Origin of the sequence: Desulfobaculum xiamenense, assembly GCF_011927665.1 — a bacterium.
Classification (GTDB): Bacteria; Desulfobacterota; Desulfovibrionia; order Desulfovibrionales; family Desulfovibrionaceae; genus Desulfobaculum; species Desulfobaculum xiamenense.
Genome location: NZ_JAATJA010000001.1, coordinates 1,695,837 through 1,710,284 on the forward strand (window position 1 = coordinate 1,695,837; position 14,448 = coordinate 1,710,284).

Annotated in this window: 13 protein-coding genes, 1 tRNA gene and 1 pseudogene; 11 read left to right on the forward strand and 4 right to left on the reverse strand. The window is 61.7% G+C overall.

Annotation, left to right across the window (positions count from 1 at the left end; translation table 11 throughout):
• The first annotated feature begins 3 nt into the window (after nt 1-3).
• From GGQ74_RS07690 to GGQ74_RS07705, 4 genes are all read left to right on the forward strand, one after another.
• Nucleotides 4-513: a TPM domain-containing protein gene (locus tag GGQ74_RS07690; protein WP_167940900.1), complete on the forward strand. Its 510-nt coding sequence runs from the start codon at nt 4-6 to the stop codon at nt 511-513.
• Nucleotides 510-992, forward strand: a complete 483-nt coding sequence (gene rnhA, locus GGQ74_RS07695) for a ribonuclease HI (protein ID WP_167940901.1) — start codon at nt 510-512, stop codon at nt 990-992. Before GGQ74_RS07690 ends, rnhA begins: the two co-directional genes overlap by 4 nt.
• A 168-nt stretch (nt 993-1,160) precedes the next feature.
• The gene (locus GGQ74_RS07700) at nt 1,161-2,516 is read left to right on the forward strand and encodes a tetratricopeptide repeat protein (RefSeq protein WP_167940902.1); all 1,356 of its coding nucleotides are present in this window, start codon (nt 1,161-1,163) and stop codon (nt 2,514-2,516) included.
• A gap of 97 nt (nt 2,517-2,613) precedes the next feature.
• Entirely contained in the window at nt 2,614-2,841 is a 228-nt protein-coding gene (locus GGQ74_RS07705) for a hypothetical protein (RefSeq protein WP_167940903.1), read from the forward strand.
• 11 nt (nt 2,842-2,852) lie between these two features.
• On the opposite strand, the gene GGQ74_RS07710 is transcribed toward GGQ74_RS07705, so the two are convergent.
• Both GGQ74_RS07710 and GGQ74_RS07715 read right to left on the reverse strand, forming a co-directional pair.
• Nucleotides 2,853-3,431, reverse strand: coding sequence for a GDSL-type esterase/lipase family protein (locus tag GGQ74_RS07710; RefSeq protein WP_167940904.1), 579 nt, complete (start codon nt 3,429-3,431; stop codon nt 2,853-2,855).
• A 39-nt stretch (nt 3,432-3,470) separates the two neighbouring features.
• On the reverse strand, nt 3,471-3,899 hold the full coding sequence (locus GGQ74_RS07715; protein WP_167940905.1) for an FKBP-type peptidyl-prolyl cis-trans isomerase: 429 nt from the start codon (nt 3,897-3,899) through the stop codon (nt 3,471-3,473).
• A 237-nt stretch (nt 3,900-4,136) separates the two neighbouring features.
• On the opposite strand from GGQ74_RS07715, the gene GGQ74_RS07720 reads away from it, so the two are divergent.
• Together GGQ74_RS07720 and GGQ74_RS07725 are read left to right on the forward strand one after the other, a co-directional pair.
• Nucleotides 4,137-4,829, forward strand: a complete 693-nt coding sequence (locus GGQ74_RS07720; RefSeq protein WP_167940906.1) for an ABC transporter ATP-binding protein — start codon at nt 4,137-4,139, stop codon at nt 4,827-4,829.
• Complete coding sequence (locus GGQ74_RS07725; RefSeq protein WP_167940907.1) at nt 4,826-7,363, forward strand: ABC transporter permease; 2,538 nt, start codon at nt 4,826-4,828, stop codon at nt 7,361-7,363. Before GGQ74_RS07720 ends, GGQ74_RS07725 begins: the two co-directional genes overlap by 4 nt.
• Nucleotides 7,364-7,382: 19 nt before the next feature.
• Here GGQ74_RS07725 and GGQ74_RS07730 read toward each other — a convergent pair whose 3' ends face one another.
• Nucleotides 7,383-8,054, reverse strand: coding sequence for an arylesterase (locus tag GGQ74_RS07730; protein WP_342448592.1), 672 nt, complete (start codon nt 8,052-8,054; stop codon nt 7,383-7,385).
• 359 nt (nt 8,055-8,413) lie between these two features.
• On the opposite strand from GGQ74_RS07730, the gene GGQ74_RS07735 reads away from it, so the two are divergent.
• Both GGQ74_RS07735 and GGQ74_RS16580 read left to right on the forward strand, forming a co-directional pair.
• Nucleotides 8,414-8,505: transfer RNA gene (locus tag GGQ74_RS07735), tRNA-Ser, on the forward strand.
• A 135-nt stretch (nt 8,506-8,640) separates the two neighbouring features.
• Complete coding sequence (locus GGQ74_RS16580) at nt 8,641-8,913, forward strand: DUF6538 domain-containing protein (protein ID WP_425338086.1); 273 nt, start codon at nt 8,641-8,643, stop codon at nt 8,911-8,913.
• Nucleotides 8,914-8,927: 14 nt separating this feature from the next.
• Here GGQ74_RS16580 and GGQ74_RS07740 read toward each other — a convergent pair.
• Nucleotides 8,928-10,096 (reverse strand): annotated as a pseudogene (locus tag GGQ74_RS07740) (IS3 family transposase).
• 183 nt (nt 10,097-10,279) lie between these two features.
• Here GGQ74_RS07740 and GGQ74_RS07745 point away from each other — a divergent pair.
• From GGQ74_RS07745 to GGQ74_RS07755, 3 genes are all read left to right on the forward strand, one after another.
• Nucleotides 10,280-11,044, forward strand: a complete 765-nt coding sequence (locus tag GGQ74_RS07745) for a hypothetical protein (protein WP_167940909.1) — start codon at nt 10,280-10,282, stop codon at nt 11,042-11,044.
• 2 nt (nt 11,045-11,046) lie between these two features.
• The gene (locus GGQ74_RS07750; RefSeq protein ID WP_167940910.1) at nt 11,047-11,439 is read left to right on the forward strand and encodes a hypothetical protein; all 393 of its coding nucleotides are present in this window, start codon (nt 11,047-11,049) and stop codon (nt 11,437-11,439) included.
• Nucleotides 11,440-12,093: 654 nt separating this feature from the next.
• The gene (locus GGQ74_RS07755; RefSeq protein WP_167940911.1) at nt 12,094-14,214 is read left to right on the forward strand and encodes a sigma 54-interacting transcriptional regulator; all 2,121 of its coding nucleotides are present in this window, start codon (nt 12,094-12,096) and stop codon (nt 14,212-14,214) included.
• Nucleotides 14,215-14,448: the final 234 nt, after the last annotated feature.

A 14,448-nucleotide genomic window follows, 5' to 3' on the forward strand; every position in this document is an offset into this window, starting at 1 on the left:
CCCATGCGATTCAACATGCTGCCGCCCAAGGACGAATCCGGCGGCATGCGCTTTTTGCGCATCATGCTGCTCATCTGCGTGTTCGTCGGTGTCGGCTGGCTCTACACCCGCCACTTCGACCGCGCCATCGAGGTCATCCAGGCCCGCTCCGCCCTGCACGACGCCACGGGCACGCTCAGCAAGGAGCAAAAAAAGAATCTCCTCGAACTCTCCCGCATGTTCGAGAAGGAATTCGGCCTCGAACTGCGGATCAAAATCGCCGACGGCCCGGTGGAGGTTCCGGTCCTCGACTCCAAGACCATATTCTTCGGGCTGGACGTGCGCGACAAGACGACCACCATCGTCATGCCGCCGCTGGTCGAACGCGCGCTGGGCCACGAATTCATCGCGGAGTTGCGCGACAGGCACATGCCCTACCATTTCGAAAACGACAGTTGGCCGACGGGGCTGGTCAAGGCGCTGGCCATGACGTGGGAACGCCTCATCGGACTCGACGCCAAGGACGACAAATGACCGAATCGAACGACAGGACGACCGTCATCATCCACACCGACGGCTCCGCCCTCGGCAATCCCGGCCCCGGCGGCTGGGGCGCGGTGCTGCGCTTCGGCGACACGGCCCGCGAGCTTTCCGGCGGCTTCCGCCAGACGACGAACAACCGCATGGAACTCACGGCCGTCATCGAGGCGCTCACGGCGCTGACGCGCCCATGCAGCGTCGTCCTCTACTCGGACTCCAAGTACTTCCTCGACGCCATCCGACAGGGCTGGCTGGCCAACTGGCAGAAGAAGGGCTGGATGACCGCGGGCAAGAAACCCGTCAAGAACAAGGACCTGTGGCTGAAGATCATCCCCCTGCTCAAGGCCCACACCATCCGCTACGAGTGGGTCAAGGGCCACAGCGGCAATCCGGACAACGAACGCTGCGACGTGCTCGCCAAGACTGCGGCGGCCACGCCCGGTCAGCCCGTGGACACCGGCTACACCGCCTGATTTCCCTACCTTCCGAAATACCATGTGCCCCGGACGGTTCCGCACCGTCCGGGGCGCTTCGTTTCGCGCTGGCGACGCCGTATCCGCGCATTTGCGTTGCACGGTGACGAACGCGCAAGCATCGTGTATCCTTGCGCTGTCATTCACGCCCTGACGCGCGGGGGAACAATGCCGGGACTGGAAACCCTGTGCCTCGTTGTGGCCGAACCAAACGCCACGGCGCGGGACCTGCTGCACAAGGTGCTCACGGATGCGGGCATGGCCGAACCCCGCATGGCCGCCGACGTCCGCGAGGCGTGGGAGCGCATCCGCACCCCCGGCGCGCACGCCGCCGTGCTGGACTGGGGCATCGTCGCCGCTGCGGACTTCGTCCTGCTGCGCAAGCTGCGCACCTCGGGTCAGCACATCCCCATCGTCATAATGATCCGCGACCAATCGCCCGACGAACTCACCCGCGCCGCCAAGGCCGGTGCCTCGGGCTTTATCCGTAAGCCCTTCGGCCCGCGCGACCTCGTAACCGAGGTGCTCAAGGCGCTCAAGCGCACCGGCGTAACGCCATCAGCACCGGACCAGGCCTCCGCCCAGACCGAGGCAAAACCGCAACCGCCGCAACTCTCCAAACCCGAGGCCGAGGCGCGAAAGCTCTTTGCCGCCGCGTGGGAGGACCTGCGCATGCGGCGCTTCGACGTGGCCATGAAGAAGCTAGCCGCCGCCCTGCGCCGCACCCCGGACTTCCCCGAAGCCTACAAGGGCCTTGCCGAGGCGCACCGGGGCAAGGGCGACATCGACGGAGCCATGCGCCATCTGCTCAAGGCCTCCGAAATCTATGCCTACACGGGCAACGCCCCACAGGCCGAAAGCCTCTACACCGAGGTGCGCAAGGCCATCCCCGACGCGCCGAACCCCTTCAAGGCCGCTGGCGACCGCCTGCGTCAGGAAACGCGCGGCGAGGAGGCCGTGGCCGCCTACGAGCACGCCCACGCGCTGGCCCCATCGGACCCGGACATCGCCGTCAGCCTGTCGGAAGCCTACATGGAAACGGGCCAGAACGAACGCGCCGAGGAAACCCTGCGCGCCATTCTCGATTCCCTCGGCGAAATCCCCGCCGCCAAGGACCTGTTCCTGAAGCTGACCGGCGAGGAATGGTACTACGGCAAGCGCAGCGAAGCCGAAGAGCTGGAGGTCCAGATTCTCGACGAGGCCGTGGCGGAAAAAGACGGTTCCGAACAACGCAGGCACAAGCGCTTACAGTTCGCGGACCGTGCGGTGCGCCTGCCCCGCACGCAGGAAAGCCTGCCCGTTGTGGACGTGAGCCTCGGCGGCATCGGGTTCAAGCCCATGAACGCAAAATTTCAGGAAGGCGAGGTCATTGAGTTCGACCTCGTGGTTATGGGCACCGTGAAGCTCAAGAAGCTCTCGGCCATTGTGCGTCGCGTCTCGCCGAAGATCATCGGCTGCAAGTTCAAGGACCTCTCGAAGCGCAACGAGAAGCTCATCCGCGAGATGATCGGCGAGGACGAGTGAGCCGCCGACGCATCGCGCCACTTGCGCATCATCCCGCCATGTCGCACAATCCGCCCGCCGCCGTTGCGGCACCATACGGATTCAAGGAGTGAGCATCATGAGTGAACGACGCATATCGTGCGACCTGCGCACGGATCACGACTGCGAAGTGTCCGGCCTGCCCGCCGAGGCATGGGCCGAAGCCGTCTTCGCCCTGCCCGACGAGGAAATCGTCGTGGAAATCAACGCGGATCAGGCTCCGGTGATCAGCCTGTCCATCGGCCAGCATGTGGCGTGGAAGGGAACGCTTGAGGATCTGAAGACAATCCTGCTCGGAGAGGAATAGACCGGACGCAGCTACACGCGAAAACAGCGCTCCACGAGGCGCAGCGCCAGCGGGTGCACACCGTCGGCGATACGCCGCGCTCCGTCGGCGTTGGGATGCAGACCGTCGGGCTGATTCAGGGCAGGAATGCCCGCCACCCCGTCGAGTAGATCGGGAAGGAGCAGCGCGTCGTATCGCGCCGCCAGACGAGGGAAAATGGCCGCGAAATTCTCGGCATAGTCCGGTTCGAACACGCCGATGCCGCGCACTCCGGCCAGCAGCACGGGCACCTCGCTTCGCGTGAAGAGCGCGAGCATGGCGTCGAGGTTCGCCTCCACCCGTTCCACGGGCCGCTCTGCGAGGAAATCGTTGATGCCGAGGGCGAGGATGGCGCAATCCGGACCGCGCACGAGTTCGCCGGGCAGGCGCGACAGGCCATGGGCCGTGGTGTCGCCCGGCACACCCGCATTGCGCACGAGGATGGCGATGCCGTCCGCCTCGCGCAGGCGCTCTTCCAGAAGCGACGGAAAGGACAGCCCGAAGGGCAGCCCCCAGCCGGAGGTGATGCTGTCGCCAAAGGCGAGAAGCGTGAGCTGTCGATCCTGCTTCATGCCATGAAAAAAGGGGGGCCAAGGCCCCCCTTTCGCGTACTAGACGATCTCGACGAGGGAGATCTCGAAGGTGAGATCCTTGCCCGCCAGAGGATGGTTGCCGTCGAGGGTGATGGCCTCGTCGGTCACGGCGGTGACGGTCACCACCACCGGAGTTCCGCCTTCCTGCGGAATCTGCAGCGCCATGCCGAGTTCGGGCACGATGTGATCGGGGAAGTGCTCGCGGGGGATCATGGCCACGGCTTCCTGCACGTATTCGCCATAGGCCTCGGCACAGGGGATGTGCACGGACTTGCTCTGGCCGGGCTCCATGCCGTCCACGGCGTTATCAAAACCGGCGATGACGGCTCCAGCGCCGACGACGAATTCGAGGGGGTCGCGATCGCGCGAGGAATCGAATTCGGTTCCGTCGTCGAGCGTGCCGGTGTAGTGAACGCGGACGGTATCGCCGCTCTTGGCCTGGGGCATTGTGCCTCTCCTTGTGCATGTGCCGCTTGGCGGCGTTATTTCTTCATGTCTCGCGAAGGGCATCGTCCGCTTCGACGACGCCCCGGAGTCGATGCCGTCGGCGCGCGCCCACGGCCCGACCACCCTACCCGCTCGCGGCGCGCGGCGCAACCGCAACACCGCGCCCACCCTTGCCTGCGCGCCCACATTGCCGCATTATCGAACCAAACGCCTTCAACCTCCCAACGGGGAATCCGCATGACAGCGAACGCCTCCGATGCCCTCATTGACATGCGCGACGTCCGGCTCTCGCTCGGCGCGGCTGGCGGAACCGTGGACATCCTGCGCGGCGTGACGTTTCGCGTGAGCGCCGGTGAAACCGTCAGCGTGGTCGGCCCCTCCGGCTCCGGCAAGACGACCATGCTCATGGTGCTAGCCGGGCTGGAACACCCAAGCTCCGGCGAGATCACCGTGGCCGGGCATCGGCTCGCCACCCTCGGCGAAGACGCGCTGGCCCGCTTCCGCAGTGCCCACGTGGGGGTGGTCTTTCAGGCCTTCCATCTGGTGCCGACCATGACCGCCCTCGAAAACGTCGCCCTGCCCCTCGAATTCTCCCGCCGCCCGGACGCAGCCGCCCGCGCGGCCCAGTGCCTCGACGAGGTGGGCCTTTCCGCACGCGCGCGGCACTATCCTTCGCAGCTCTCCGGCGGCGAGCAGCAGCGTGTGGCCATCGCCCGCGCCTTCGCTCCCGAGCCGCCGCTTCTGTTGGCCGACGAGCCGACCGGCAACCTCGATGCCGCAACGGGCCAGCGCATCATGGACCTGCTCTTCTCCCTACGCGAACGCTTCGGCACCACCCTCGTCCTCGTCACGCACGACGAGCGGCTCGCAGCACGCTGTTCGCGTACCGTGCGCATGGCCGACGGCAAGTTGAACGGCGGCGTGCCATGAGCATCGCGACGGATATCGGCCTCGCCCTGCGCCTTGCCCGGCGCGAACTGCGCGGCGGCGCGCGGGGATTCGCCGTCTTTCTCGCCTGTCTCGCCCTCGGCGCGGCAACCATCGCCGCTGTCGGCTCCTTCTCGGCCTCCGTGGACGCAGGGCTGCGCACCGACGCGCGCCGCCTGCTGGGGGGCGACCTCCAGATCATCCGCTCCCAGCTTGCTCCGCCGCCCGACGTCGCCGAACTCCTGGCCGCGCGGGGGCGCGTCAGCCACATCGTGCGCATGCGCACCATGGCCCGCTCCGACTCGGGCGCGGCCACCCTCGCCGAACTCAAGGCCGTGGACGCAAGCTACCCCCTCTACGGCTCCGTCGAACTGGCCTCGGGCAAACCGCTCGCCACGGCCCTCGCCCTGAAGGGCGGCATCCACGGCGCGGTGGTGGAACAGGAACTCCTCGCCCGGCTCGGCATCAACCTCGGCGACGTCATCAACGTCGGCGAGGGGCACTTGCGCGTCACGGACGTCATCCTGCGCGAGCCGGACCGCGTGTCGCAATTCTTCGGCCTCGGCCCACGAATCATGATCTCCACCTCGGGGCTGGCCGCCTCAGGACTCCTCCGGCCGGACACCCTCGCCCGTCACGTCCTGAACCTACGCCTGCCCGGCGTCGCCACGCTGGAGCAGGTCTCCGCGCTGGAAAGCGAACTGGAAGCCGCCCATCCCGGCGCGGACTGGCGTATCCACCGCTTCAACCAATCCGCGCGCGGCCTCCGGCGCTTCACGGACACCATGGACATGTACCTGACCCTCGTGGGGCTTTCGGCACTGCTTGTCGGCGGCGTGGGCGTCGCGGGCGCGGTGCGGGGATTTCTCGCCGGACGCCTGCGGACCATCGCCGTGATGAAAGCCCTTGGCGCGTCGCGGCGCATGACCACCAGCGTGTACCTCACGCAGGTTCTGGCGCTGGCCCTCGCGGGCTGCGTAACGGGTGCCGTCGGCGGGGCCGCTGCAGCGGCGGCCGTTGCCGAGCCGCTGGCCGAGCGCCTCGGCGTGCCCATCGGCAACGGTCTGCATCTCGAACCCATGGTCGAAGCCGTGGCCTACGGGCTACTCACTGCGCTGGCCTTTTCGCTGTGGCCGCTATCCTCGGCGGGGCGCATCGGTCCGGCGCGGCTGTTCCGGGGCTATGCGGACGCCGCCCCGCAGCGCCCAACGCCAGCCGCCATCGGCGCGACGGCCCTCGCAACGCTGGCCTTCTTCGCGCTGTTATGGCTCACCGCCGACGCGCGCGCGGTAACCTTCGGTTTCGCCGCTGCGGCCGTCATCTGTGCGGGTGTCCTCTTCGTCTACGCACGCATCGTGCGCCGCACGGCCAGCCGCATCCCCTCGCCCGCGCAACCCCACCTGCGTCAGGCGCTGGCCAACATCCACCGCCCCGGCGCGTCCACGGGCAGCGTCATCTTCTCCCTCGGCCTCGGGCTGACGGTCCTAACCAGCGTGGCGCTCGTGGACGGCAACATTCAGGACATCGCTGGCAGACGCACTCCGGGACAGGCACCGTCCTACTTCCTCGTGGACATCCCACGGGCGGACATGGCGGAACTTGCGCAGGCGGCGCTGGACATCCCCGGCGTCTCGCGCCTCGAACGCGAGCCGTCCGTGCGCGGGCGCATCACCCACATCAACGGCCGCCCCGCCCGACCCGAGGACGTGGACCCATCCGTGGCGTGGGCGCTCAATTCCGACCGCTCACTGACCTTCGCCCACGCGCAGCCGGACAAGATCACCCTCGCCTCCGGAACATGGTGGGACGGCGATTACGCGGGGCCGCCCGTCATCTGCCTCGATCACGACATCGCCAAGGGCTTCGGGATGCGCCTTGGCGACACGCTGACCGTCAACATCCTCGGCCGTCCGATCACGGCGAGCGTCGTCTGCACGCGGCATATCGACTGGACGACCGCCGCCGTGAACCACGCCATCATTTTCGGCCCCGGAGTGCTGGAGAACGCGCCCTACACCTTCATCGCCACGGCCTACGCCGAACCGGGCGCGGAGGCGTCGCTCTTCGCCATGCTCACGAAGCGTTTTCCGCACGTCGTCGTCATTTCCATGCGTCGCGTTCTGGCGGACGTGCAGGGCATCATCGATAACATCGGGCTTGCCGTGCGCGCCACGGCGGCTGTCACGCTACTGGCCGGGCTGCTCGTGCTGTCCGAGGCGCTGCGGGCGAATCTGCGCTCCCGCCACCGCGACGCCGTGATCTTCAAGGTCCTCGGAGCCACGCCGCGCGACATCATGCTCGCCCTCACCCTCGAATTCGCGTTGCTCGGCGCGGCCGCGGCGCTCCTCGCAACGGCGCTTGGCGTGGCCGGGGCGTGGACCTTCGTGCATTTCGTCCTCGAAACGCAATGGATTCTGCCCGTCGGACCAATGCTCGCCATTCCGGCGGGCGGCGTGGCGGCGACCGTCATGCTGGGGCTTCTTGGCGTGCGGCGGACACTGGCGCAAAGCGCGTGGACCGTGCTGCGCAACGAATAGGTACGTGGGGAGGAAGAAATCAGGGCGCGGGCGACGAGGCGGAATGCGGCTGCGACGCGGCGACATCGAGAAGGTCGAGAACAAAGGGGAACAGATTCAGCGCGATGCGCTGCGCGCCGTCGGCATTGGGATGGATGCCGTCGCTCTGGTTCAGGGCGGAGTCGAGAGCCACGCCGTCCAGCAGAAACGGATACAGGACCACCCCATGTTCGTGAGCAAGTGCGGGATACAGGGCGTCGAAACGGCGCTGAAAGTCGTCGCCATTGTTTCCCGATGCGCGCATTCCCGCGAGCAGCACGGGCACCCCGGCCTCGGCGAAGAGTTCCAGCATGCGGGAGAGATTGTCGCGGGTCAGGGTGGGGTCGAGTCCGCGCAGTGCGTCGTTGGCACCGAGGGCGAGAATGGCGGCATCGGGACGCAATTCAAGAATCCACGGCAGACGGGCAAGTCCGCCGGACGTCGTGTCGCCGGACACACCGGCATTGATCACCCGCACGTCCACCCCCTGCGCACGAAGCAGGGCTTCCAGCCGCGCCGGGTAGGACTGGTCCGCGCCGAGACCGTACCCGGCGGTGATGCTGTCCCCAAAGGCCAGAAGCGACAGCGTCCGCGCCGAAGCGAACGGAGACACCGCGAAGATGGCGACCAGCACAACCAGCGCACAGGATACGGCTTTCAGCAACTGACTCACGCGCATTTCCCCCGGCTTTCGCAAGGCCCCCGACATGGCAAACGACGGGCCAACCGCGATGGAAGATTTCACCGCATGTGACGAAAGAGCGCCACGGCGGACCGGCATCCACATGGAATGCAAGCGGGTGACCGACGGACAAACAGGCGCGACGAAATCACTACGCCCACACCCATCGCCCACACGGCGAAAAGCGTCCGAAGCCTACGCCCAGCGCGAATCCAGCCCCGCCAGCACGCCGCGCACCAACGAGACGAAACCACACGCACAACGCCCAAAACTCCCGCCTTCGGCCCGAGACCGCCCGAAATGGTTTACTTTGCCCCATTTCCCGAATATATTCCACCCCTGCGCCTACCGGAGGGGTGGCAGAGTTCGGTTTATTGCGACGGTCTTGAAAACCGTTGTGGGCTCACGCTCACCGGGGGTTCGAATCCCTCCCCCTCCGCCATTAAGAGATTAACCCGTTGATTTATCAAGGGGTTTTCTTGTATCTAATGTCTGCCTGACGCTTCCAGTAGCACTTAATGGGGCACTAATGGGGTATTTTCACCCATTCGTGACTCAGTAGCTGGGGCACATATCTATGCCGAAAAACATTGAACGCCACGGTAGCGGCTGGCGTTTTTGTCTTCGTATCCCATCTGAGTATCAAGCTTTCGAGAATAATCGGAAGGTAATCAAGAAGAGCTTAAGAACCGCTGACAAGCGGGAGGCTGTTCGTGTCGCTAAAGGTCTGCGTGAATCTATTGAAAGGCGATGGCATGAGTTAGCTACGAAGCAAAGCACAGCTCTTGATTATGAAGATCTTAGAGGTGGTCCCCATCCTTCGGACAGGTTGGCGGCCTCAATAAGGTGAAGCCAGTTGCCCAGTTATGCCGCCTGAGAGGCAGGCAGAGGCAGGAATGGCCCCACCCCTAGCTCTGGTCTTCCGAAGTATACTTCGTCAGGCGTCCTGCCGCCTAGGCTGGAATGCGGACGGTCGCCATTGTAATAGCTGATCCAGTTGCCAATGCCCATTCTTGCCTCGCTTCACGTTTCAAAAGCCTGCAGATAGACACATTCGTATTTCAAGGATCGCCAGAGGCGTTCGGTCATGACGTTATCCATCCAGCGACCTCGGCCATCCATCGATATCCGTATGTCAGCGTCTTTAAGCGCCTGGGTGAACTCCAAACTCGTGAACTGGCTGCCCCGATCGGTATTGAAAATGTCAGGCTTCCCGTACAGTCGAAGCGCATTCTCTAGCGCCGCCACACTGAAGTCGGTCTCCATGGTGTTCGACAACCGCCAAGACAAAGCTTTCCGGCTGTGCCAGTCCATTATGGCCACCAGATACAGAAACCCACGACGCATCGGGATGTAGCTGATGTCGGCGCACCAGACTTGATTGATCTTTTCGGCTGCGATCCCACGTAGCAAGTACGGATATACCTTGTGCGCCGGATGTGGTTGGCTCGTTCGCGGCTTCTGGTAAATCGCCATCACCCCCATCTTGCGCATCAGTCGGCGAATTCGCTTGCCCCCAACCTCATAGCCGAGCTGTCGAAGACGGCGAGTCATCTATCTGCGTCCACACCAGAGCGTTTCAAGAAACTACTCGTCTATCAAACGCGGGAGCGTCATATCCAACCCGCTCTCGCCAGCTTCCTCATAGTAGAAACCGGAGCGGCTAAAGCCAAGAAGACGGCATTGCCTAGCGATGCTGAGCCGGGAATGACTAGGTTCGACCATCCCTCTCCTTCGGGCGAGGCTCAACGACCGAAGGCTTTGGCTAAAAAATCACGCTCCACGATCAACTGGCCGATCTTGGCGTGGAGTTCTTTGATCTGCAAGTCGTTATTTGCGGATTGCCTTTCGACCTTGCCGGAGAAAATGCCTACCAGACCTTCCTGAGCCTGCTTCTTCCATTGAGCGACAAAATTCGGATGAGCGTCAAACCTGACGGCCAGTTGAGCCCGTGCCTCTTCCCCTTTCAAGTCCTCTTCGGCTACCTTGCCCTTGAATTCCGCCGAGTAACGATTTCTCTTGCTCTTGGACATGATCCCTCCGCTTGTCTCGGCTCCAACTTATACACCCGTCCGAGTTTTGGGGACCACTTCACCTCTAGTGATCCATCTCACAATACTTATTTAACAAAACTGAAATGAAGGGTATTGGCAAAGCTGTTTAATTGGTTTACAGAATTATTTCTATATGTTGATCAAATTTTGGCGAGGTGTGGTGTGATAGAAGTAGCGGAGTTGAAAATGATTTCTCGCATGAAGAGTGTTGATCCTAGCATTCTTGCAGTCATTTCTGTTGGAGTGGCTTTTGCGATTATGGGAATTGAAAAGAGTCTTCCCCCATATTTATTTCAGGGGCTTATTTCGCTTGTTATTGTGTGTTTTTCTCTTTGCTTAGCAATGACCTTATTGCGGCTTGGCAAGAGAGTTTTACATACAAAGCCTTCTGAGACGAAGATTAGTGAAGCAAGTTTGTTAATTTCCGATGAAGAGTGGATGAGACGGGTTCTTGATGGGTTAAAGAATGCAAATGGTGTATCTGCTTACCTTCGAGGCTTTGACCATCCTGAGCACTTTAAAGAGCCCCACAGAGATACCCTTCTAGGAATTATGCGAGAATTTTCTCGATTGATATGGTATTCTTCAGAAAATACGAGAATTATTGCATATAAGACCCCCAATGCTGGTGGTGATAAATGCCCTAAAGAATGGTTAATCGATGATATTATGGAGCGTTTTGGTAATAAGGAAAATGTGCAGCGAGGTGAAGTTGCAAAGAAAGTTGAAAAATCGCTGACAGTGACTGATTGCCAAATTCGAGATAATGCCTATACTTTTTATCTTCCTAGTGGTGGGCGTAATTTTTTGTATAACCTCCACAAAGATGGAACTATTAAATTTTATTCGATGGAATTTGAGCCTTCGATCATCCCATACCTTATTGAACGAGGCTTAAAGGTTACTTGCGAAAATAGGACACGCTAATAATGAAATCTGCTCTAATTAACATATCAGGACATCCGCTTAATATTGAGGCTAAAACGAAGCTTGAAGAAGATTACGACTATCTTCAAGAAATATTTTTTAAATTGATTGATTTCTCAGAAGATTTAGATGGGCAGTTTAAAGAAATTACAAAACAAATAGATATTCCTCTTGATGGTACTGTCTCAATTACCTTAATCCTTCCTAGCCATTCAACTTTTGCTTCGTTACTAATGGTCTACTTGTCAGGGTTGCTTGGAAGGATGCCGAACCTATGCTTACTACAGCCTGATGAGGGAGGTGCTTATTTCCCTTCTCAAACATTTACTATTAACTGTGATAAGCTGAAATTTGCGGGGCGAGTATTTAGGCAGTCAGTGATCAAAGCTTGTTAGGAGCAAAGCAAGCTATTAAAAAACTGATACTATTGTAATATTCGATTCTAATTTGCAGCGACTTGCCTTTGGGGAAAGTCTGGGGCAAATTAGCAAAAATCGCTTGCAACGAAGTGTCAGATTTTTTCGAGTGATTCCTATCGTAAAAACGGTGGGTTAACGCTTCTTGATTTCGGGGTGGTTGGGTGCGAATTTGTGTATCCCTCCCCCTCCCCCTCCGATACCGTTCGAAGGCCCAAGCAAATTCCAAGCTCCCCGCGATGTTACCGTCCGGGGAGCTTTTTTATGTCCACTGCCCCCCGCCGCATTGCGCATTCGCCACGAGCGATGAGCGCTCCCGCGACCGTGCCGCCCCAGCACGTTACCGGGGCAGGCACCTGGGGCGACGCGCCGATCGCGCCCTAGCGCAAGTGATATCACCTGTAAAAGCGCCCCCCCCGTAACGCTCCCAGCAGCGTTCTTCGTCCCCACCGTATCCCCGCGCAGGGATTCCATTCGCGTCGGCATCTCCGCGAAAAGCCGCGCCCCACGAAACGGCGCTGCCCGCAGCCATTGACGGAACATGGCATTTGGCATAGCGATACGTTTTCAGCATGAAAATGATTCTCAACTTCACCACAACGTTCAACGACATCCGTCGTTCCATCCCACAGCATGCAGAACTACGCCCCCCACTTGCCAATCGCCGACGCAGACGCCTTGCCGCTTCCCGGGCTGTGCATCATCCGCCTGGATAGCGACGGCAGAATCGTTCTCCTCCTTGGAGAGAACACCCTGCCTCGCAGCCTTTGGGGCCGCATCGCCCCGGGCGTGATCTTCGAGTTGGCACTGGACGAGTGCATCGAACTCGAACGTCTTGTCGCGCTGGTCAGAACCCTTCCCTTTCACCACACGAAGCTACGCATCGACGGACAATGCTGGAGGGTGCAGAGCATCCGGCTGGGTGCCTCGCACATCCGCAATGACGGATTCCTCTTCTTCATCGAACCATGCGACATCTCGCGCATGATCGATGCGTCCCACGTCGAGGCACTCGCCCGCCCGCTGGCGCTCACTGGCGAGGAGGGCTTTCTTCACGGCGACAGCGGGGAGCTCATCGCCGCCTTCCATCCGGAGGAGCGCCTTGACACGGCACCAGGCACTGGACGTACGGCCCATCGCCTCCCCCTGCACTGCTCCATACGCATTCCCCCAACGGGCGAGGCTCGGGCCGAACTCGAAGCGCGCGGCTGGTGCAGCGCCACACTGCCCTGCTCTCCGGATCGAAAAACCGCAGGCCTACTGGTCCGCAGCTACGCCATCACATACGGGCCCCACCCGCTTATCGTGAGCCTCGTGCGCGGCATCGAACTGGCAGAACAGCCGCAGTCCACAATACGGGAACGTCCGTTCCCCGCGATGGCCTACCGCAGGACACCTGCCCCGGATTTCCGGCTCCTTCACGCCGACGAGGGAAGCCGCCGGATTCTGCGCATGCACTCGTGCATGCTGTTCTCGCCCTCGCCCATAGCTTTCAACGAATTGATCCACCCCTCGGACGAAGCCCGCTTCCGCAGCGCAGCGGCCGAGGCTGAAACGGGCAACAGCCACTTTCGGCTAAGCTACATCGTCCGGGCGGACGAGGGACGGGACGTGCGGGTGCTCGACAAGGGCACCCCCGTCCGCGACGAGCACGGCCGCCTGCTGTACGTCGAGGGCACCCTCTACGACATCGGCGCGCTGGATGCCCTGCACAACGAGGCCGCCGAATGCCGAGGCGAAGCCCCAAGTCTCGACGATTTCAAGCAACTCGGCATCATCGGCCGCTCACAGGGGCTAAAACGCATGCTCACCGTCATCGGTCGGGCCGCGACATCGCGGGAATGCGTGCTCATTCTCGGGGAATCCGGCTCGGGAAAAGAGCTCGCGGCCCGCGCCGTACACGAGGCGAGCAAGCGCGCCAGCGGTCCCTTCGTTTCCGTCAACTGCGGCGCAATTCCCGAATGCCTGATGGAAAGCGAATTCTTCGGCCACCGCAAGGGAGCCTTCTCCGGTGCGGATCGCAACCATGCAGGACTTTTCGAGCAAGCCCACGGCGGCACGCTGTTTCTCGATGAAATCGGGGAAATCCCGCTGAACATGCAGATCAAACTGCTGCGCGCCATCGAGGGGAGCGGGATCACCCCTGTTGGCGGAACGGGCACCTTCACGCCCGACGTCCGCATCGTCGCAGCGACCAACCGCGACCTTGCGGAACGGGTCCGCCTAGGGGCCATGCGCGAAGACTTCTACTACCGCATCAACATCCTCCCCATCCGCATCCCGCCCCTGCGGGAACGCCGCGAGGACATCCCCTTGCTCTTCGGCCACTTTCTGGGCAACTGCCCAAATGTCGCACCCCTCCCCGGCGGCCTGCTCGCCCGGCTCATGCACTACGACTGGCCCGGAAACGTTCGCGAACTGCGCAATGCGGCCATGCGCTACGCCACCCTCGGCGAACTGCCCGCTGAAATACTTGGGCCGGAAATACTTGGGACGAAAATGCTTGGTGCGGAAATATTCGACACGGAAATACCAGGTGCGGCAGCACTCGGCACGGACGCCACGGCCTTCGAAGCCGCTCAGCCCACTGCGGAAGGCGACCTGCGCTCCCGGCTTTCCGAACTCGAACGCGAGATTCTGCTCAGGGAATTGGAGTCGAACCAATGGAACCGAAGCCGGGTCGCCACCCGCCTCGGCATCGACAGGCGCACCCTGTACGACAAAATCCGCCGCTACGATCTGCGGCCATCCTAAAAGTGGGAGGATTTCCTCCCACCGGCAGGGGAAATCTTCCCACCCGCCCGGCATCCCGCGCACACTGCGCCACGCCGGGCATTTCGCAGGATCAAGCGAGAATTTTCCCTCCCATCTCCTGCGGCCAAAGCCACCGTCGGCACCGCAAAATGCCCGCAGAAAGTCACTTTTTCATACTCCATCGTGGCACGCCATTTGCTGAAGATGAAATTCAAATTCATTTTCACGTGACTG